Below are 19,268 nucleotides of genomic sequence, written 5' to 3'. Positions count from 1 at the left end.
TAGATTCGGTCGGGTGACCTTTGCCCGCGATGAACGCCTCTCCCTCGTCGACTCGATGGCCGAATTCGGTCCCGACGCCCCGACCCTCTGCGGGACGTGGACCAACCGGGACCTGGCCGCCCACCTGATCGTGCGCGAACGACGCCTCGACGCTGCCCCGGGCATCGTCGTGGGCCTGCTCGCCGGGTACACCGAACGCGTCCAGAACGAGACGGCGACGCGTCCGTGGAGCCGGCTGCTGGACGAGGTCCGGTCGGGTCCGCCGATGTGGTCGCCGATGTACTGGGTGGACGCGCAGGTGAACCTGGGGGAGATGTTCGTCCACCACGAGGACGTGCGCCGCGCCCACGACGGGTGGGAGCCGCGCGTGCTGCCCGCCGACCGTCAGGACGCGCTGTGGGGTCTGGCGCGCAAGGTCGGCAAGCTCGGCTACCGGCATGCCCCGGTGACGGTGGTACTCGAGCGGCCGTCCGGGGAGCAGGCCACCGTCCGCACGGCCGGCGCCGGCCGGGTGATCCTGCGAGGGGAACCGTCGGAACTCGCCCTGCACGCGTTCGGCCGGAATCAGGTGCGGATCGAGACCGAGGGCGAGGCCGCCGACATCGAGGCCGTGACCTCCCTCGACCGAGGGTTCTGAGGCCATTTCGACGCAGCTCTGGCCGTGTTACGGGTGTTGCGGATGGTCCGGAAGGTGCCGTAGCGACTAATCTGAGAGCCATGGCAGGTAAGGCGAGCGCCCGCGGTTCGAGCACGACGTCCAAGCCGAAGTCCCGCACGACCCGGACGGTCAGCACTCCGCGTAAGTCCACGTCGCCGCGCGGCGGCGCCCGGAGGCCCGCCGCGAAGAAGGCGTCCGCATCCGGTCCCCTGAAGTCGGTGGGCCGGGGAATCGGCGGCGGCTGGTCGCTCGTGGCGAAGGGCGTCGGAGCCACCACCCGCACCGTCGGCAGGGCGGCCGAGATCGAGCAGGGACACCGGCGCGACGGCATCGCCCTCGGACTGATTGCGATCAGCGTAGTGGTCGCCGGCGGAATCTGGTTCTCCGCCGGCGGTCCGGTGGGCGAGTGGATCGAGACCGGAGTCCGCGCCGTGTTCGGCGGGGCGTCCGCTGTCCTGCCGCTGATCGGTGTCGCCGTCGCGGTGATCCTGATGCGGACCGAACCGAAACCCGAGATCCGGCCCCGGCTGGTGCTGGGGTCGCTGCTGGTCGGTCTGCCGGTTCTCGGCCTGTGGCACATCGCGACGGGGTCGCCCGCCGACGCCGACGGCAGGGCACGCGGCGCCGGCTTCGTCGGGTACGCGGCGGGCGGTCCCCTGACCGACGGTCTCACCGTGTGGCTGGCCGCGCCGCTGCTGCTGATGGCGGCACTGTTCGGTGTCCTGCTCCTGACCGGGACCACGGTCCGCGAGGTGCCCGGCAAGCTGCAGTCGTACTTCGGAACATCGTTCGGCCGCGATCACTACGGCGACTACGACAGCGAGTACTACGAGGACGGCGAATACGACCCCACCCTCTTCGATGCCGACGGCTACCCCGTCGACGACTACAAGACCGGGGTCCGGGGTGCCCCGGCCGACAACTATCCCACCGACGAGTACGACGTCAGCGACACCGCGAAGACGGAGGTGCTCGGGCTGTGGGAGACCGAACCCGCCACGGAACCCGTGCCCGCTCCGGCACCGGCCCCGAAACGGCCGCCCGCCAAGGCCAAGCCCGTCGTCGCCCCGAAGCCGGAATCCGAACCGGAACCGCTACCCGACGTCGACAAGTTCGTCACCGACCGGGTGGTCGAGGGCGACTACACACTGCCACCGACGTCCCTGCTCATCGAGGGCGATGCGCCGAAGAAGCGCAGTTCGGCCAACGACGCGATGATCGAGGCCATCACCGAGGTCCTCGAACAGTTCAAGATCGACGCCGCCGTCACCGGATTCACCCGCGGCCCGACCGTCACCCGCTACGAGGTGGAACTCGGCCCGGGTGTGAAGGTCGAGAAGATTACCGCGCTCGCCCGCAACATCGCGTACGCCGTCGCCACCGACAACGTGCGCCTGCTCGCGCCGATCCCGGGCAAGTCCGCGGTCGGTATCGAGGTCCCCAACTCCGACCGTGAGATGGTGCGCCTCGCCGACGTGCTCACCGCCCCAAGCACCCGCAAGGACCACCACCCGCTGGTGATCGGTCTCGGCAAGGACATCGAGGGCGACTTCGTCAGTGCCAACCTCGCGAAGATGCCGCACCTGCTCGTGGCCGGTTCCACCGGTTCCGGTAAGTCCAGCTTCGTGAACTCGATGCTGGTGTCGCTGCTGTCCCGCGCGACACCCGACGAGGTCCGGATGATCCTCATCGACCCCAAGATGGTGGAGTTGACGCCGTACGAAGGCATTCCGCACCTCATCACGCCCATCATCACCCAGCCGAAGAAGGCGGCGGCCGCGCTGGCCTGGCTGGTGGAGGAGATGGAGCAGCGCTACCAGGACATGCAGGCCAACCGGGTGCGCCACATCGACGACTTCAACGCCAAGGTGAAGTCGGGAGAGATCACCGCGCCGCTCGGTAGCGAACGGGTCTACCGGCCGTATCCGTACATCCTCGCCATCGTCGACGAACTCGCGGACCTCATGATGACCGCGCCGCGCGACGTCGAGGACGCGATCGTGCGGATCACCCAGAAGGCGCGCGCCGCCGGTATCCACCTCGTGCTCGCCACACAGCGGCCGTCGGTGGACGTCGTGACGGGTCTGATCAAGACCAACGTGCCGTCACGGCTCGCCTTCGCGACGTCCTCCCTGACCGACTCACGGGTCATCCTGGACCAGCCCGGCGCCGAGAAGCTGATCGGTATGGGTGACGGGCTGTTCCTGCCGATGGGCGCAGGCAAGCCGACACGCCTGCAGGGCGCGTTCATCACCGACGAGGAGATCTCCGCGGTCGTCGATTTCAGCAAGAACCAGGCGGAGCCGGAGTACACCGACGGCGTCACCGCCGCCAAGGTCGGGGAGAAGAAGGACGTCGATCCCGACATCGGCGACGACATGGACGWGCTGTTGCAGGCGGTGGAACTMGTCGTCTCCAGCCAGTTCGGCTCCACGTCGATGCTGCAGCGGAAACTGCGTGTCGGTTTCGCAAAGGCAGGCCGCCTGATGGACCTGATGGAGACCAGGGGAGTGGTGGGCCCCAGCGAGGGTTCGAAAGCCCGCGAGGTGCTCATCAAGCCCGACGAACTCGACGGTCTGCTGTGGTCGATCCGCGGCGGCGACCCGGACGAGGCCCCGTCCGACCAGGAGTAGCCCGCGTGCGCGTGTCCGAAATGGGCGATTCTCGCGCAGTGTGGTTGAATGGTCACCGAATTGGAGGGGAGTATCCCCACCTCTGTGACAGCATCGTCAACACGATCGGCACCATTGCCGATCCGGGGCTGTCAGTCGCTCGGACAGAAGGTTCCGGCGCGGCGGGAGAGACCTCCGGTACCCGCTAGGTCTACCGGAGGTCTGTGTTCATGCATGTGTCACCGCTGGTCTGGGTCATCACCTGTGTGGTGATTCTCGGACTGTTCGTCTTCGACTTCTTCGCTCACGTACGCACCCCGCACGCCCCCACGTTCCGTGAGTCGGCGTTCTGGTCGTCGGTCTACATCGGCGTCGCGATCCTGTTCGGCCTGATCGTGATGTGGCTGTGGGGAAGCCAGTACGGCGGCGAATATTTCGCCGGATACGTCACCGAGAAGGCGTTGTCGGTCGACAACCTCTTCGTGTTCGTCATCATCATGGGAACGTTCGCGGTGCCACGGGAGTACCAGCAGAAGGTGCTGCTGATCGGCATCGTGATGGCGCTGGTGATGCGCGGAATCTTCATCGGCGTCGGCGCCGCGGCGATCAACGCCTACAGCTGGGTGTTCTACCTGTTCGGCGCGTTCCTCATCTACACCGCGTACACACTGGTGCGTGATCACGGGCACGAGAAGGAGGTAGAGGAGGAACGCGACAGCAAGATCGTCGCCATCGCGAAGAAGATCCTCCCCACCACGGACACCTACGACGGCGACAAGCTCGTCACGCGGATCAACGGCAAGCGCGTCGTGACGCCGCTGCTGCTCGCGCTGGTCGCCATCGGATTCACCGACGTGCTGTTCGCGCTCGACTCGATCCCCGCGATCTACGGGCTCACCCAGGAGCCGTACCTGGTGTTCACGGCCAACGCGTTCGCGCTGATGGGTCTGCGTCAGCTGTACTTCCTGATCGGCGGTCTGCTGGATCGCCTGGTGTATCTGTCGTACGGCCTGTCGATCATCCTGGCGTTCATCGGCGTCAAGCTGGTTCTGCACGCTCTGCACGAGAACACGCTGGGCTTCATCAACGGTGGGGAGCACGTGGCCGTCCCGGAGGTGTCGACGGTGTTCTCGCTCGCCGTCATCATCGGTGTGCTGGCAGTGACGACCGTCGCCAGCCTCCTCAAGACGCGGAACGCGACGCCGGCGAAGTAACTCCGCCGGGCGTCGTGCTCGAGGGGTCCGGTGCTCGGCGGTTCAGGAGCTGAATTCGCCGAGTACCGGAACCCATTCGACGATCCGGGTGGCCGTCACCAGGCCGTTGCGGGCGAACGGGTCGTGGGTGAAAAGCTGTTCCACGGTCGCCGCGTTGGCGGCGTCGACGATGATGAACGCGCCGCTACCGTCCGCGAACGGGCCGGACGACACCACCGTCTTCTGCTCGGCCAGTTCGCCGAGCCACTCCCGGTGGGCGGGGCGATGCTCGTCGCGTTCGGCGACGGTATCGGCCGAATACGTGTACTCCACTACGAACAGGGACATGTTCTCGCTCTCTCGGGACGGGTTCATCGAACAAAAATGGGATCAGGGCCCATCTGTCTCACGCACTGGGATTTCAGAGAGTGAGAAGCATTCGGGTGTTGCCGAGGGTGTTCGGCTTGACGTAGCTCAGGTCGAGGAACTCGGCGACACCGGTGTCGTACGAACGGCACATCTCCGCGTACACCTCGGCGGTCACGGGTGTGCCGTCGATCTCCACGAATCCGTGCTTGCCGAAGAAGTCGACCTCGAACGTGAGAACGAACAGGCGCTCGAGTTCGAGTTCCCGCGCGACCTCGATCAATTTGGCCACCACGTGATGGCCCGCACCCTGGCCCTTGGCCGACGGATCGACTGCGATCGTGCGCACCTCGCCCAGGTCCGCCCACAGGACGTGCATTGCGCCACAACCGATCACGTTGCCGCCGCGCTCGGCCACCCAGAACTCCTGAACGGATTCGTACAGGGTCACGAGGTTCTTCTCGAGCAGGATCTTGCCGGAGTAGATGTCGATCAGACGCTTGATCTCGGGAACGTCGGAGGTTCGTGCTCGCCGCACGATCAGCTGATTGTCGGCGGTGTCCGGCGTCCGAGAAGTCATGTCGTGAACATTAGCCAACGGCCGTACCGATATTCTTAGGCACGTGCCGGTACGACCTACGAATCCCTCCCACTCCCCGCCGCGTCCCGGGGTGCAGTTCGACGCTGCGGTGCTCCGATGAGCGCGCAGCGCGAGGATTGGACGGCCGCCGACAACCCGGCGGTCCCGGATCCGTCGGTCGAGCCCGCGAGTGAGACGGCCGTACCACTGCTGAACATCGCGAACATCCTGACAATCCTCCGGATCCTGCTGGTCCCCGTCTTCCTGGTCGTGCTGTTCGTCGGCGACGGACACTCGACGACGTGGCGCCTGATCGCCACCGGCGTGTTCGCGGTCGCCGCCATCACCGACCGGATCGACGGTCAACTCGCCCGCAAGTACGGCCTCGTCACCGATTTCGGCAAGCTCGCAGACCCCATCGCGGACAAAGCGCTGATCGGTGCCGCCCTCGTGGGTCTGTCGATTCTCGGCGACCTGCCCTGGTGGGTGACCGCGGTGATCGCGGTGCGGGAACTGGGCATCACGCTGCTCCGGTTCGCGGTCTTGCGGCACGCGGTCATTCCCGCGGGCAGGGGCGGCAAGCTCAAGACTCTCGTCCAGACGATCGCGATCGGGTTCTACCTGCTGCCGCTGCCGGACGGATTCGACGTCCTCGGATGGGTCCTGATGGGGGCGGCCGTGCTGCTGACAGTGGTGACCGGGCTGGACTACGTCGTGCAGGCCGTCCGGCTGCGAGCCGGGGTGCACAAGGTCGAGGCGAACGCGAGCACCGGGGCGTGACCGACCCGTTGGTGGACGGCACGCGGGCCGCCGACCTGGTTGCCGTGCTCACCGCCCGCGGCGAGACCGTCGCCACCGCGGAATCGCTCACCGCGGGACTGCTCACCGCCACCATCGCCGGTGTGCCCGGCGCGAGCAACGTGCTGCGCGGCGGACTCGTCGTCTACGCCACCGACCTGAAGGCAACTCTCGCCGGTGTCGATCCGGCCCGGCTGGCGGAGGACGGGCCGGTGGCGGCGTCCACGGCACAGGCGCTCGCGGACGGTGCCCGCGCCCGCTGCGGCGCCGACTGGGGCGTCGGTCTGACCGGCGTCGCCGGCCCCGACACGCAGGACGGACATCCCGTGGGCACGGTGTTCCTGAGCATTTCCGGGGCGGCCGGAACGTCGGTCCTCGAGCTCGGATTGACCGGCGGCCGGTGGCAGATCCGTAAATCTGCGGTTTCCGCCGCCGTGTCGGGACTCCTCGATCGTGTGCAGGAAACGTCCGCAGGCTAAGGTCGGGAACCAATCGGTCCTGTTCGTGCGTTGAGATAGGCGAGACAGGTGACGGATGAAGGAGGAGCGAGATGGCGCTGCTATTGCGTGAGGCAATCGGTGACAGTCTTCGGCGTACGCGCGTTTCGCAGAGCCGGACCCTGCGTGAGGTCTCCAACAGTGCTCGTGTGAGCCTCGGGTACTTGTCCGAGGTCGAACGAGGGCGCAAGGAAGCCTCGAGTGAGCTCCTGGCGGCGATCTGCGACGCGCTGGACGTCCCACTGTCCGACGTGCTCGTCGACGTCAGCGAATCGCTGTCCGACGGGTCTTCGGCCAAGCGTGCGGACACCGAGCGGCACGCGGTCGAATCCGCGCCCGCAGAGGCCCCCGCCGCGAGCGCACGACCGGGTTCGACGACCATCGCCCGCGACACCCGGGTGGTCATCCCTGCACCCGCGCAGGCGCTGGCTGCCGCATAGCAACACCCGTGCCGAACCGATAGATTTCAGTCAACCGCCGATCTCGTCGGCGGGTGAGCCAGGTAGTCGGGGCGCAGCCCTTGTTCCGGTGCGTGACGGTCGCGTATCGGGTCGCGCATCGCGCGGCGCAACAGATGGAGGCAGGATCAAACCCATGGCTAATCCTTTCGTCAAGGGATGGAAGTACCTGATGGCGCTCTTCAATTCCAAGATCGATGAGAAGGCTGACCCCAAGGTTCAGATTCAGCAGGCGATCGAGGATGCGCAGCGTCAGCACCAGGCCCTGTCGCAGCAGGCCGCGTCTGTCATCGGCAACCAGCGCCAGCTCGAGATGAAGCTCAGCCGCCAGCTCGACGAGGTGGAGAAGCTCAACGCCAACGCCCGTCAGGCCGTCAACCTGGCCGACCAGGCGCAGGCCGCCGGCGACACCGAGAAGGCCATCCAGTACACCAATGCCGCCGAGGCGTTCGCCGCACAGCTCGTCACCGCCGAGCAGGGCGTCGAAGACCTGAAGGCACTGCACGACCAGTCTCTGCAGGCAGCTGCCCAGGCGAAGAAGGCCGTGGAGCAGAACGCGATGGCTCTGCAGGCCAAGGTCGCGGAACGCACCAAGCTGCTCAGCCAGCTGGAGCAGGCCAAGATGCAGGAACGGGTCAGCGAGTCGCTGCGCTCGATGGACAGCACCCTCTCCGCTCCCGGCAACACGCCCAGCCTCGATGCCGTGCGCGACAAGATCGAGCGGCGCTACGCCGATGCCCTCGGTTCTGCGGAGCTGGCACAGAACTCGGTGTCGGGCCGCATGATGGAAGTGCAGCAGGCGAGCATCCAGATGGCCGGACACAGCCGCCTCGAGCAGATCCGGGCCTCCATGAAGGGCGATGCACTGCCCTCCGGCGGTGCGGCCGGCGCGCCGGCGACGCCCGCCGCCAACCCGAGCCTCGACAAGCAGCCGCCGGCAGCAGGCCAGACCGGCACGGCGCAGTAACCGAATCGCCTGTGAGCATGAGTTCCACCCGACGTGGCCGACCTGGACGTTCAGTCCGGTCGGCCACTGTCGTGTCCGGGCTCGCCGGGATCCAGGGCGCACTGCGCGAGGCCGGTGAGTCCGTCGCGGACGCGGCGCAGCGGTGGCGCGACCCTCGTGAACGTCTCCTGCGGAAGAAGCGGCGGGCCCGGCGTCGTGCGAAGCGCTACGGCATCGTGTCCGGAACGTCGGCCACCGGCGCCGCCGGTCTCGCTCTGATGGCTGCGCCGGAGTGGTCGATGCTGATGGCCGGTGGGGGCGCGGTCGTGTTCGCGGTCCCCGCGGTGCTGGCCGTCAGCCGGTACCGCAAGCTCGACGCCGTGACTTTGCCGCCGGGTCTGCCTGCCCGCCGGGTGCTTCCGGCGCCGTCCTCGGTCGCCCGGGAGCCGATGGAGCGACTCGTGCACAGCGAACGAGCACTGCACGGCATCCTCGGCGTGCTGTCCCGGTCCGGGACCATCAGCGGCGAGGACATCGAGGACACCCATGCCACGGCCCGCTCCGCGGCAGCCGCGTTGCAGGCGGTGGCCCTCGACATCACGTCCATGGAGGACGCCGCCCGGGGGAGCCGGGCCGCAGCGGCGCCGCTCCACCGGGCGATCGCCTCGGCTGCCGCGCAACTCGGCGTCGGCGTCGAACAGTTCGAAGAACTGGTGGCCGCTGCCGCCGAGGTCGCGGTGCCCGGAACGGCGAGTGCCGTCGGCGAACTCGCCTACGAACGCGCGGAACTCGTGTCGGCGACCGAGAAACTCGCCGGCCTCGCGGCGGCCCTCGGCGAGATCGACGACATCGTTCGCCGCTACCGCTGACCTCGTCGGTCGACACACGGCCCCTCGGGACCTCGTGTGGGGGAGAACCCTGATCTTTCCCTGATCTTTACGTTGACCTGGTGATTTACCCGAGCCGGCGTGCCAGGCTGGTGTGCGTACCCGATAAATGGGGTCGACCGGACGTCGGGCGCAGAAATCGATCGGGGAGACGTGAGTGGAGGAAACCATGTTCTGGAAGATTGTTCTGGCTGTCGCGGCGATCTGGATCGCCCTCGCAGTGGTCGGTGCCCTCGTCAAGGGCCTGTTCTGGATTCTCGTCGTCAGCGCCGTCGTATTCGGTGTGTACCTGTTGATCAAGGCGATGTCGGGATCCGGCGAGAAATCGGACATCACGCGTAGCTGACGGGCATGCTCTACCCATGGAACCGGTACCGGAGGGCTGGCATCGTGGGCTCGTCGTGGTCGCGCACCCCGACGACATCGAATACGGCGCAGCGGCGGCTGTGGCGCGCTGGACCGGGCAGGGCAAGGACATTCGATACGTGCTCGCCACCAGCGGAGAGGCAGGGATCGCGGGCCTGCACCCGACGGAGTCGGGCCCGCTGCGGGAGGCGGAGGAGCGGCGCTCCGCGGCCGTGGTGGGGGTGACCGACGTCGAGTTTCTCGGTTATCCCGACGGCACCCTCGTCGAGAGTCTCGCACTCCGCCGCGACCTCGCCACGGCGATCCGTCGTCATCGTCCAGATCTCGTGGTGACGGCGAACTTTGGGGACACCTGGGGGCCGGGCCAGCCGAACAGTGCGGACCACCGCGCTCTCGGGCGAGCCGTCCTCGACGCCACCGCGGACGCCGCGAACGAATGGATCTTCCCCGAACTGGGGGAGTCGGGGTTGCCGCCGTGGCGCGGAGTCCGGTGGGTGGCGGTCCACACGATGACCCCCACCCACGCCGTGGATGTCACCCACACGGTGGATCGGGCGGTGCTCTCTCTGGCTGAGCACGTCCACTACCTGGAGGCGCTCAGCGACGTGCCGGTGGGGCAGCAGGCGCGGGCTCAGGTCGAGATGGTGACCGGGCCGCAACCGGGATTCGACGCCGAACGCGCGGTGGGGTTCGAGCTCTACTACTTCGGCTGAGTTCGTGAAGCGCTCGCGATCGTGGTCATGCGTGGGTCATGCCGATTGTGAGTCCGACCTGGACGGAACGGTATGATTTACCGAATTTCGTAGGAGTCACGCCGTGCCGTCATCCGACGTGCGCACCAATCCTGTCGTCACACCTTCCCGCACTGCTCACGCAGCCCGAATCTCCGACCACGGACGGCTCGAGGCGCCCGCCGTCGGCCGTACGCGAGGTGATTCGAATGCCGGTGAGGTGCCGGCGGGGGATTCATGCGTTACGGTGTTACATACAATGTCTATTCGTAATCCACCGTCGCGTGACGACACCTCAGCGAGCGTCGAAGACTCCATTCTCGACGCCGCACGCTCGTGCATCCTCGATTTCGGACTGCGCCGTACCACCCTGGCGGAGGTCGCGCGGAGGGCCGGGGTCAGCAGGCCGACCGTCTACCGGCGCTGGTCGGACACCAGGGCAGTGGTCGCCGACCTCATGACCCGCGAGATCGCTGCCGTGATGCCCGAATTCTCCACCGAGGAATCGGTTCACCGCCAACTGGTCGACGCCGTGGTCCACGTGTCCACCGAGGTGCGTGGCCATCCGCTGTTCGTGAAGATCCTGCGCTCGGATCAGGAACTGTTCACCACCTACATCCTCGAGCGGCTGGGGACCAGCCAGCGGGCGATCATCGACCAGGTCTCGGTCGCGGTGTCGGCGGGGCAGCGCCAGGGCTCGATCCGCGCGGGGGACAGTCGTCAGATCGCCACCATGGTGCTGCTGATCGCACAGTCCGCGGTCCAGTCGGCCGTGATGGTCGCCGAGGAACTTCCCGGAGACGCCCTGACCGAACAACTCCGGCACGCCGTCGGCGCCTATCTGGCACCCGCATCAGCCGACACCCACCCGACAGATCGAGGAGACCGGTGACCCACCCCAGCACGCCGCCCGTGAGCCGCTCGTCGGCGCTGAACGCCGCACGACGGACACGCGAGCTCGACCAGCTGTCGGACGGCGCGCGCGTCGACGTCCTGGTGATCGGCGGCGGAGTGACCGGCGTCGGTGTCGCGCTCGACGCGGCATCACGCGGCCTCGACGTCGTGCTCGTGGAGAAGCGGGACCTCGCGTTCGGGACCAGCCGGTGGAGTTCGAAACTCGCCCACGGTGGGCTGCGGTACCTGGCGTCGGGCAATGTCGGCATCGCCCGCGAGAGTGCGGTCGAACGCGGAATCCTGATGACCCGCACCGCGCCCCACCTCGTCCGGGCGCTGCCACAGCTCGTCCCCGTCCTCGATTCCACGACGCTGTTCGGAAAGTCTCTCGTCCGCACGGGATTCCTGGCCGGTGACCTGCTCCGTGCGAGTGCTCGCACGCCGTCGACGGTCCTGCCGCGATCGCGGACGGTCCGGGCGGACCGGGTCGTCGAACTGGCCCCCGCTGTGCGCCGGGACGGACTTCGGGGCGGCCTGATGGCCTTCGACGGCCAGCTCGTCGACGACGCCAGGCTCGTGGTGTCCCTCGCGCGCACCGCGGCGCTCCACGGCGCGAAGGTGCTCACCCGGACGGGCGCCTACGACGTGACCGGGACATCCGCGACCCTGCGCGACGAACTGACCGGCTCGGAACTGTCGATCACCGCGCGCGCCGTGGTCAACGCCGCAGGCGTGTGGTCGGGTGAGATCGATCCGTCGATCACGCTCCGGCCCAGTCGCGGAACACATCTGGTCCTGCCGGCGGAACGGCTCGGGAACCCGACCGCGGCGCTCACGGTTCCGGTCCCCGGTGAGACCAATCGTTTCGTCTTCGCGCTGCCCGCACAGCTCGGCCGCGTGTACCTCGGCCTGACCGACGAGGCGGCGCCGGGACCCGTCCCCGACGTTCCGGAAGCGTCGGAGCAGGAGATCGACTTCCTGCTCGACACGGTCAACACCGCACTCGAAGTGCCGTTGCGGCGTTCGGACGTCCTCGGCACGTTCGCCGGACTGCGACCGCTGCTCGACACCGGCGACGGATCGACCGCCGACCTCTCGCGCAACCACGCCGTCCTCCGCTCGGACACCGGTCTGGTCAGTGTGGTGGGCGGCAAGCTGACCACGTACCGGAAGATGGCGGAGGACGCCGTCGACGCCGCGGTGGCAGCGGCGGGACTGGACGCGCTCCCGTGCCGGACCCGCGCCCTCCCGCTCGTCGGCGCCGCGACTCCCGAAGCGCTGCGCCAGGTTTCGGCCCCGCCGGCGCTGCTCGCCCGCTACGGAACGGAGGCGGCACTGATCGCCGCCGCCGACCCCGAACTGCTGACCCCGATCGCCGAGGGCGTGGACGTGAGTCGAGCCGAGTTCGAGTTCGCCGTGACCCACGAGGGAGCACTCGACGTCGACGACCTCCTCGACCGGCGCACCCGGATCGGCCTCGTCCCCGCCGACCGTGCACGGTCTCTCGCCGCCGCGGAAGCCGTGTTCGAGAAACGGTGACGGCGACGGTGTGACACCCTGTGCTTCGTGCGAGTCGCCGTGGTCGCCGGGCCTGATCCCGGACATGCCTTTCCCGCTCTGGCGTTGTGCCTCGCCCTCATCGAGGCCGGGGACGAACCGGTCCTGTTCACCGGCACCCGGTGGGTCGAGCCCGCGCGGGCGGCCGGTGTGCCCGCCGAGTTGCTGAAAGGTCTCGCGCCCCGCCCGACGGACGACGACCTCGATGCGGGCGCGCGCATCCACGCCCGCGCCGCGCACATCTCCACCGAGTTGCTCCCCGACCTGCGCGCGATGGGACCCGACCTCGTGGTCTCGGACATCCTCACCGCAGGTGGCGGCATGGCGGCGGAGCGGCTGGGGATCCCCTGGGTCGAGTTGTCCCCGCACCCGCTGTACGCGGCGTCCCGGGGATTGCCGCCCATCGGAAGCGGGTTGGCTCCGGGGGCGGGAATCCGGGGCCGGGCCCGCGACACGCTCATGCGGGCGGCGACGGCGCGGTCGATCCGGCAGGGCGAGCGGCAGCGTTCCGAAGCCCGCGTCGGCGTCGGGTTGCCGGCGAAGGATCCGGGACCGGTGCGCCGGCTGATCGCGACGCTCCCCGCGCTCGAGGTGCCGAGACCGGACTGGCCCGCGGAGGCGCACGTGGTCGGGCCACTGCTGTGGGAACCGACGAACGAGGTGCTCGAGCCGCCGGACGGTACCGATCCGCTGGTCATGGTGGCTCCGTCGACCGCGTTCACCGGTGCCGAGGGCATGCTCGAGACGACGCTCGCCGGTCTCGACGGGGCCGGCGTCCGCGTGATCGCGTCGATACTGGACGGATCGCCGGCCGCGGTTCCGCCCTGGGTACGTGCGGGTCTCGGCCGTCAGGACGCGATGCTCCGCGAGGCCGCCGCCGTCGTCTGCGGCGGTGGTCACGGGATGCTGGCGAAGGCCCTGCTCGCAGGGGTCCCGGCGGTGGTGGTCCCCGGGGGCGGCGATCAGTGGGAACTCGCGAATCGCGCCGCGCGGCAGGGGAGTGCCGTCGTGGTGCGTCCCCCGAGCGCCGAGGCGCTCCGTTCGGCGGTCGAACAGGTGCTCTCGCACGGCGCGCACGCGGAGGCCGCGCAGCGGGCCGCGTGGAGCGTCGCGGACGTGGCGGATCCGGTGGAGGTGTGCCGCGACGCGCTGCGGTGAGAGCCTCGCCCGGGGTTCGGCTAGCGTGGAAGCGTGCGACTGACTGAATTTCACGAACTCGTCCGCGAAGAGTTCGGGCAGATGCGCGGCGACGCACTACTCGTCGACCACGTGCTGCTCAGTCTCGGGGGCAAGACCGCCGCCGAGGCCATCGAGGACGGCCGGGAACCCCGCGAGGTGTGGCGTGAACTCTGCGCCGAGTTCGACGTTCCACCGCAGCGCCGGTAGAAATCCGGCGTGTCGAACGGGCCGGTCGCACCAATCGAACACACGTTCCCCTATGCTGGAGATGTTCGGTGGTCACGGTTCTTGTCGGTACCTGGATCTAACCTGACCGCAGATCACTGATGAGACTCGAGAATGGGGACGACGATGGCACCACAGGCACACGATCGAGACAAGGCGCTCGACCTCGCGCTGGCGCAGATCGACAAGAACTTCGGCAAGGGCTCGGTGATGCGCCTGGGCGAAGGTGTCCGTCAGCCGATCGCCGTCATCCCGACCGGCTCCATCGCGCTGGACGTCGCCCTCGGCATCGGCGGGCTGCCCCGCGGCCGTGTCGTCGAGATCTACGGCCCGGAGTCCTCGGGTAAGACCACCGTCGCTCTGCACGCGGTCGCCAACGCCCAGGCGGCCGGCGGCATCGCCGCGTTCATCGACGCCGAACACGCGCTCGACCCCGACTACGCCCAGAAACTCGGCGTCGACACCGACGCGCTGCTGGTGTCGCAGCCCGATACCGGCGAGCAGGCGCTGGAGATCGCAGACATGCTGATCCGCTCCGGCGCCCTCGACATCCTCGTGGTCGACTCCGTGGCCGCTCTGGTCCCGCGCGCCGAGATCGAGGGCGAGATGGGCGACAGTCACGTGGGTCTGCAGGCCCGTCTGATGAGCCAGGCGCTCCGTAAGATGACCGGTGCGCTCAGCAACTCCGGCACCACCGCGATCTTCATCAACCAGCTGCGCGAGAAGATCGGCGTCATGTTCGGTTCCCCCGAAACCACCACCGGTGGTAAGGCATTGAAGTTCTACTCGTCGGTGCGCCTCGACGTGCGGCGGATCGAGACCCTGAAGGACGGCACCGACGCGGTGGGTAACCGTACCCGCGTCAAGGTGGTCAAGAACAAGGTCGCGCCGCCGTTCAAGCAGGCCGAGTTCGACATCCTCTACGGCCTGGGAATCAGCAAGGAAGGCTCGCTGATCGACATGGGTGTCGAACACGGGTTCATTCGCAAGTCGGGCTCCTGGTACACCTACGAAGGCGACCAGCTGGGACAGGGCAAGGAGAACGCCCGCAAGTTCCTGTTGGAGAACACCGACATCCGGGACGAGATCGAGAAGAAGATCAAGGAAAAGCTCGGAATCGGCGCCGACGTCACTGCCGCTACGGACGACGCCGCCCCGGTCGAATTCTAAGGCGCCGCCGTGCGTCCGACGGGCGAGGGTGGAACGGAGACGCAGGCCAAGGATTTGTGCCTGCGTCTCCTGACGGACCGTGCCCGGAGTCGAGCGGAGTTGTCCGACCGTCTGGCGAAGAAGGGGTACTCGGCCGACATCGCCGAGCGCGTACTGGATCGACTCACCGAGGTCGGGCTCGTCAACGACGCCGACTTCGCCCAGCAGTGGGTGCATTCGCGGCACACGTACGCCGGTAAGGGAAAACGTGCGCTCGCACTGGAACTGCGCCGCAAGGGCATCGGTCAGGAAGACGCCACCGAGGCGCTCGCTCAGATCGACAGCGAAGACGAACGAGCGCGAGCCACCGAACTGGTCGCGAAGAAACTGCGCACCATGTCAACGGACGACCGTGACCGGGCGGTCCGCCGGCTGGTGTCCATGCTGGCGCGTCGCGGGTTCCCCCAGGGCATGGCGTTCGAGGTCGTCAAGGAGCAACTCGATCGTGCCGGCGCGGAAACCGAAGGCCTGTTCGACGAGACCTGAATCGGACTCAGCCTGACCATGATCATGACCTGACCACGATGAACGACACTGCGGTCGGACGGGAACCGAGTTCCCATCCGACCGCAGTGTCGTTCGTGTCAGAAGCAGTGCCGGGTCACAACCGCTTGTCGGTGATGTCCATACCCGGAACCGACACCGCCGGAAGCTCGGGAGCAGCACCCTGGGGACCTCCGCCCTTCCGGGCGGCCCGCAGCCGCTTCTCCACCCTGGTCGCCACCACGGTGAGCGTGTAGTTGAGGATGATCATGATGATCGCCACCACGATCAGCGCGGGCAGGTAGTTGCCGTAGAACGCGCCGAGTTGCTGGCCGGACCGCACCACTTCGACGTAGCCGATGAGGTAACCGAGCGCGGAGTCCTTCAGGGCGACCACCATCTGCGAGATGATCGCGGGGAGCATCGCCGTGACGGCCTGCGGAAGCAGGATGGTCCGCATGACCTGGCCCTTGCGCATGCCCAGCGCCTTGGCGGCCTCGCTCTGTCCCCGGGGGAGCGAATTGATGCCGGCCCTGACGATTTCGGCGATCACCGAGCCGTTGTACAGCGTGAGGCCCACGATGACCGCGGCAAGCGCAAGATATTTCGACTTGAACACCTCGTACTCGGCGAACAGCTGGTACGAGAAGATCATCAGGATCAGCACCGGGATGGCGCGGAACAGTTCGACGATCCCGCCCGCCACCCATCGCACCGGTCGGTGGTCCGACAAGCGTCCGATGCCGAGGATCGCGCCGAGGATCAACGCGAACACGATCGACACGGCCGCCGCGACGAGGGTGCCGCGGATACCGGGAATGAGATATGTGGTCCACGAGGTCGATTCGGTGAACGGTTCCCATTTCGCCGCTGTCAGCTGGCCCTTGTCGTCGAGCGCGGCGTAGACGAGGTAGCCGATTCCCAGCAGTGCGAGGGCGACGGCGACGGAGATCAGGCGGTAGAGGTTCTTCGCCTTCGGGCCCGGCGCGTCGTAGAGGACGGTGGCGGAATTGCTCATCGTGCAACCTCGAATCGCTTGCTCAGGTATCCGAAGAGAAGCCCCATCGGCAGGGTCAGGATCACGAATCCGAGCGCGAAGATGCCACCGACGACGAAGATGGCGGCCTCGTTCTCGATCATTTCCTTCATCAGGAGCGATGCCTCCGCCACACCGATCACCGAGGCGATCGTCGTGTTCTTCGTCAGGGCGATCAGCACGCTGCCGAGGGGTGCGGTGACCGCGCGGAATGCCTGCGGCAGCACGATGAGCCGCAGATTCTGGGAGAACGTGAGACCGAGTGACCGGCCCGCCTCCGCCTGGCCGACGTGCACGGTGTTGATACCGGACCGCAGCGACTCGCAGACGAAGGCCGCCGTGTAGATGCTGAGGCCGAGCACGGCGAGCCGGAAGTTGTTCTGCTCGAAGAACGTCGGCGACTGCTCGGGGGCGAGCTTGACGCCCATCGTCTGGAAGAGCCCGAACGAGCAGAAGATGATGATGAGGGTCAGGGGAGTGTTGCGGAAGATCGTCACGTATGCCGCGCCGACGCCGCGCGCGACCGGGATCGGTGACACCCGCATCGCCGCGAGGATGGTGCCGAGTATCAGAGCACCGACAGCCGAGAACGCGGTCAGCTGCACCGTCGTCCAGAACGCGTCGATCAGCTGATCGCTGTATTTGCTCAGTAGGTCCACTTACCGTCTCCCCAGGTCACCGGTGGTTGGTGTCGAACCGGGCCGGAYGACTCCACGAAAGGGGAGTCGTCCGACCCGGATGAGTGAGTTGCTCAGTACCGATCGACGGTCGGCGGTGCGGGGATCGGGTAGCCCGACGCGCCGACGGTCTCGTTGAACGCACGCGCCCACGAACCGTCCGCGATCATCGCCTCGATGGCGTCGTTGATCTTGGCCCGGGTCTCGTCGTCACCCTTGGCCAGGCCGACGCCGTAGCGCTCCTCGGTGAACGGCGCGCCGACCACCTTCAGCTCGCCCGGATACTGCGCCGCGTAGCCGGCGAGGATGATGTCGTCGGTGGTGACGGCGTCGACTGCGCCGTTCCGCAGCGCCTCGACGCAGGCGGAGTACGTGTCGAACTCCTGCAGTTGCACGTCCTTCGCGTACTGGTCCTTCACCTTCTGCGCCGGGGTGGACCCGGTGACGGAGCACAGCTTCTTGCCGCCGTTGAGCGACTCGGGGCCGGTGATGTCGGTGTTGTCGGACTTCACCAGGAGCGACTGTCCGGCGATGAAGTACGGCCCGGCGAAGTCGACCTTCTCCTTGCGGGCRTCGGTGATCGAGTAGGTGGCGACGATGTAGTCGACCTCACCGTTCTGGATCAGCGTCTCGCGCTGAGCCGACGGGGACTCCTTGAACACGATGTTCTCGGGCGCGACACCCAGCTTGCCCGCGATGTACTCGGCCACCTCGACGTCGAAACCGCTGAAGGAACCATCGGGGTTGCGCAGTCCGAGGCCGGGCTGGTCGTACTTGATTCCGACCGTGAGCTTGCCCTCCGACGCGCTCTGGGAGGCGCTCTTCTCTTCACCTCCGCCACAGGCCGATGCGACGACGGCGAGCGCCATGACGCCGATTCCCACACGAATCGAGCGGTTGATCCTCATCGAGTTCCTCCAATTGAAATGACGGGTGTTGCCTGTGGAGCACGGTCGACCGAGAGGGCACCGCGGCGGCGCCCTCTCCGATCAGTGGCTGAGAATCTTGCCGAGAAAGTCCTTCGCGCGCTCGGATTTGGGAGCGGTGAAGAACGTGGCGGGCTCAGAGTCCTCGACGATCTGGCCGTCGGCCATGAAGAGAACACGGTCGCCGGCCTTGCGGGCGAAGCCCATCTCGTGGGTCACCACGAGCATGGTCATGCCTTCCTTGGCGAGCGAGGTCATGACGTCGAGGACTTCGTTGACCATTTCCGGGTCGAGCGCGGACGTCGGCTCGTCGAACAGCATGACCTTGGGGTTCATGGCGAGTGCGCGGGCGATCGCGACACGCTGCTGCTGACCGCCCGACAACTGCGCCGGGTACTTGTCCGCCTGGTTGGCGATGCCGACCCGCTCGAGAAGCTCGTAGGCCTTCTTCTTCGCGTCGGCGCTGCTCTTCTTCCGCACCTTGACCGGTGCCAGCATCACGTTCTCGAGGATCGTCTTGTGGGCGAACAGGTTGAACGACTGGAACACCATCCCCACGTCGGCGCGCAGCGCGGCCAGGGCCTTGCCCTCGGCCGGCAGCACCTTCCCGTCCACGGCGATCTCACCGGAGTCGATGGGCTCGAGGCGGTTGATGGTCCGGCACAGCGTCGACTTCCCGGACCCGGACGGTCCCAGGACGATCACGACCTGCCCCCGAGGAACTTCGAGGTCGATCTCCTGGAGGACGTGGAGGGCGCCGAAGTGTTTGTTCACCGATTTCATCGAGATCATGGACGGGGCCGCGCCCGTGGAGGGCGTCGGCGTCGCGTCGTCGGCTTGCGTCATAGTCGAGACCCTATGTGCTGGGAGCGGGAGCACCGGTCATTTGCTCCGAGAATCCTCGGGATGTCACGGAAACTTTACTGTCCGGCGTCGGTCGTGTGTCCTGACGCACACCGGCCGCGACGAGGCGATTTGGCGCGGGCCGTA

22 protein-coding genes are annotated in these 19,268 nt (G+C 67.4%); 16 read left to right on the top strand and 6 right to left on the bottom strand.

Translation table 11 applies throughout. From position 1 onward, the window contains the following. The first annotated feature begins 13 nt into the window (after window positions 1-13). The 3 genes from AC1DWT_RS09670 (at window position 14) to AC1DWT_RS09660 (ending at window position 4,484) form a co-directional block, all read left to right on the top strand. Window positions 14-637, top strand: a complete 624-nt coding sequence (locus AC1DWT_RS09670) for a TIGR03085 family metal-binding protein (RefSeq protein ID WP_072942433.1) — start codon at window positions 14-16, stop codon at window positions 635-637. Window positions 638-717: 80 nt separating this feature from the next. Beyond that, on the top strand, window positions 718-3,291 hold the full coding sequence (locus AC1DWT_RS09665; RefSeq protein ID WP_477920354.1) for a DNA translocase FtsK: 2,574 nt from the start codon (window positions 718-720) through the stop codon (window positions 3,289-3,291). A 209-nt stretch (window positions 3,292-3,500) separates the two neighbouring features. After that, window positions 3,501-4,484: a TerC family protein gene (locus tag AC1DWT_RS09660; RefSeq protein WP_072942466.1), complete on the top strand. Its 984-nt coding sequence runs from the start codon at window positions 3,501-3,503 to the stop codon at window positions 4,482-4,484. Between the two features lie 42 nt (window positions 4,485-4,526). Here the strand turns inward: AC1DWT_RS09660 and AC1DWT_RS09655 are convergent, their stop codons facing one another. Beyond that, the gene (locus tag AC1DWT_RS09655; protein WP_206015358.1) at window positions 4,527-4,811 is read right to left on the bottom strand and encodes a YciI family protein; all 285 of its coding nucleotides are present in this window, start codon (window positions 4,809-4,811) and stop codon (window positions 4,527-4,529) included. Between the two features lie 73 nt (window positions 4,812-4,884). After that, window positions 4,885-5,409, bottom strand: coding sequence for an amino-acid N-acetyltransferase (locus AC1DWT_RS09650; protein ID WP_072942430.1), 525 nt, complete (start codon window positions 5,407-5,409; stop codon window positions 4,885-4,887). Window positions 5,410-5,526: 117 nt separating this feature from the next. On the opposite strand from AC1DWT_RS09650, the gene pgsA reads away from it, so the two are divergent. From pgsA to recX, 13 genes are all read left to right on the top strand, one after another. Beyond that, entirely contained in the window at window positions 5,527-6,189 is a 663-nt protein-coding gene (gene pgsA / locus AC1DWT_RS09645) for a CDP-diacylglycerol--glycerol-3-phosphate 3-phosphatidyltransferase (protein WP_072942429.1), read from the top strand. Beyond that, window positions 6,186-6,686: a CinA family protein gene (locus AC1DWT_RS09640; protein ID WP_072942428.1), complete on the top strand. Its 501-nt coding sequence runs from the start codon at window positions 6,186-6,188 to the stop codon at window positions 6,684-6,686. The genes pgsA and AC1DWT_RS09640 overlap by 4 nt, the downstream gene beginning before the upstream one ends. Window positions 6,687-6,757: 71 nt before the next feature. Next, entirely contained in the window at window positions 6,758-7,144 is a 387-nt protein-coding gene (locus AC1DWT_RS09635) for a helix-turn-helix domain-containing protein (RefSeq protein WP_072942427.1), read from the top strand. 154 nt (window positions 7,145-7,298) lie between these two features. Beyond that, window positions 7,299-8,129 (top strand): PspA/IM30 family protein, encoded by an 831-nt coding sequence (locus tag AC1DWT_RS09630; RefSeq protein WP_072942426.1) that lies wholly within the window; start codon window positions 7,299-7,301, stop codon window positions 8,127-8,129. A gap of 17 nt (window positions 8,130-8,146) precedes the next feature. Then, on the top strand, window positions 8,147-8,977 hold the full coding sequence (pspM, locus tag AC1DWT_RS09625; protein ID WP_241031562.1) for a phage shock envelope stress response protein PspM: 831 nt from the start codon (window positions 8,147-8,149) through the stop codon (window positions 8,975-8,977). A gap of 187 nt (window positions 8,978-9,164) precedes the next feature. Next, entirely contained in the window at window positions 9,165-9,341 is a 177-nt protein-coding gene (locus AC1DWT_RS09620; RefSeq protein WP_007296377.1) for a hypothetical protein, read from the top strand. Between the two features lie 16 nt (window positions 9,342-9,357). Next, window positions 9,358-10,074 carry a PIG-L deacetylase family protein gene (locus AC1DWT_RS09615; protein WP_072942424.1) on the top strand — a complete coding sequence of 239 codons (717 nt, stop codon included), beginning with the start codon at window positions 9,358-9,360 and terminating at the stop codon, window positions 10,072-10,074. 277 nt (window positions 10,075-10,351) lie between these two features. After that, a complete protein-coding gene (locus AC1DWT_RS09610; RefSeq protein ID WP_206015359.1) occupies window positions 10,352-10,984 on the top strand; it encodes a TetR/AcrR family transcriptional regulator in 633 nt (210 codons plus the stop codon). Continuing rightward, window positions 10,981-12,525, top strand: a complete 1,545-nt coding sequence (locus AC1DWT_RS09605) for a glycerol-3-phosphate dehydrogenase/oxidase (RefSeq protein ID WP_206015360.1) — start codon at window positions 10,981-10,983, stop codon at window positions 12,523-12,525. Before AC1DWT_RS09610 ends, AC1DWT_RS09605 begins: the two co-directional genes overlap by 4 nt. 27 nt (window positions 12,526-12,552) lie before the next feature. Next, the gene (locus AC1DWT_RS09600) at window positions 12,553-13,701 is read left to right on the top strand and encodes a glycosyltransferase (protein WP_206015361.1); all 1,149 of its coding nucleotides are present in this window, start codon (window positions 12,553-12,555) and stop codon (window positions 13,699-13,701) included. A gap of 33 nt (window positions 13,702-13,734) precedes the next feature. Continuing rightward, a complete protein-coding gene (locus AC1DWT_RS09595) occupies window positions 13,735-13,929 on the top strand; it encodes a DUF3046 domain-containing protein (RefSeq protein ID WP_015890433.1) in 195 nt (64 codons plus the stop codon). A 144-nt stretch (window positions 13,930-14,073) separates the two neighbouring features. Continuing rightward, window positions 14,074-15,117, top strand: a complete 1,044-nt coding sequence (gene recA / locus AC1DWT_RS09590) for a recombinase RecA (protein ID WP_005240749.1) — start codon at window positions 14,074-14,076, stop codon at window positions 15,115-15,117. 9 nt (window positions 15,118-15,126) lie between these two features. After that, window positions 15,127-15,642 (top strand): recombination regulator RecX, encoded by a 516-nt coding sequence (recX, locus tag AC1DWT_RS09585; protein WP_206015362.1) that lies wholly within the window; start codon window positions 15,127-15,129, stop codon window positions 15,640-15,642. 115 nt (window positions 15,643-15,757) lie between these two features. On the opposite strand, the gene AC1DWT_RS09580 is transcribed toward recX, so the two are convergent. The 4 genes from AC1DWT_RS09580 to gluA all read right to left on the bottom strand — a co-directional run bounded on the left by AC1DWT_RS09580 (window position 15,758) and on the right by gluA (window position 19,070). After that, on the bottom strand, window positions 15,758-16,657 hold the full coding sequence (locus AC1DWT_RS09580; RefSeq protein WP_072942418.1) for an amino acid ABC transporter permease: 900 nt from the start codon (window positions 16,655-16,657) through the stop codon (window positions 15,758-15,760). Beyond that, a complete protein-coding gene (locus tag AC1DWT_RS09575; RefSeq protein ID WP_072942416.1) occupies window positions 16,654-17,334 on the bottom strand; it encodes an amino acid ABC transporter permease in 681 nt (226 codons plus the stop codon). The genes AC1DWT_RS09580 and AC1DWT_RS09575 overlap by 4 nt, the downstream gene beginning before the upstream one ends. Before the next feature lie 92 nt (window positions 17,335-17,426). After that, complete coding sequence (locus tag AC1DWT_RS09570) at window positions 17,427-18,260, bottom strand: glutamate ABC transporter substrate-binding protein (RefSeq protein ID WP_072942415.1); 834 nt, start codon at window positions 18,258-18,260, stop codon at window positions 17,427-17,429. An 81-nt stretch (window positions 18,261-18,341) separates the two neighbouring features. After that, entirely contained in the window at window positions 18,342-19,070 is a 729-nt protein-coding gene (gene gluA / locus AC1DWT_RS09565; RefSeq protein WP_083395905.1) for a glutamate ABC transporter ATP-binding protein GluA, read from the bottom strand. Window positions 19,071-19,268 lie beyond the last annotated feature (198 nt).

The organism is Rhodococcus sp. P4_B6 (genome assembly GCF_056402215.1).
Note: the sequence above shows the minus strand (reverse complement) of the source record. Positions and strands in the feature narration are given on the sequence as shown.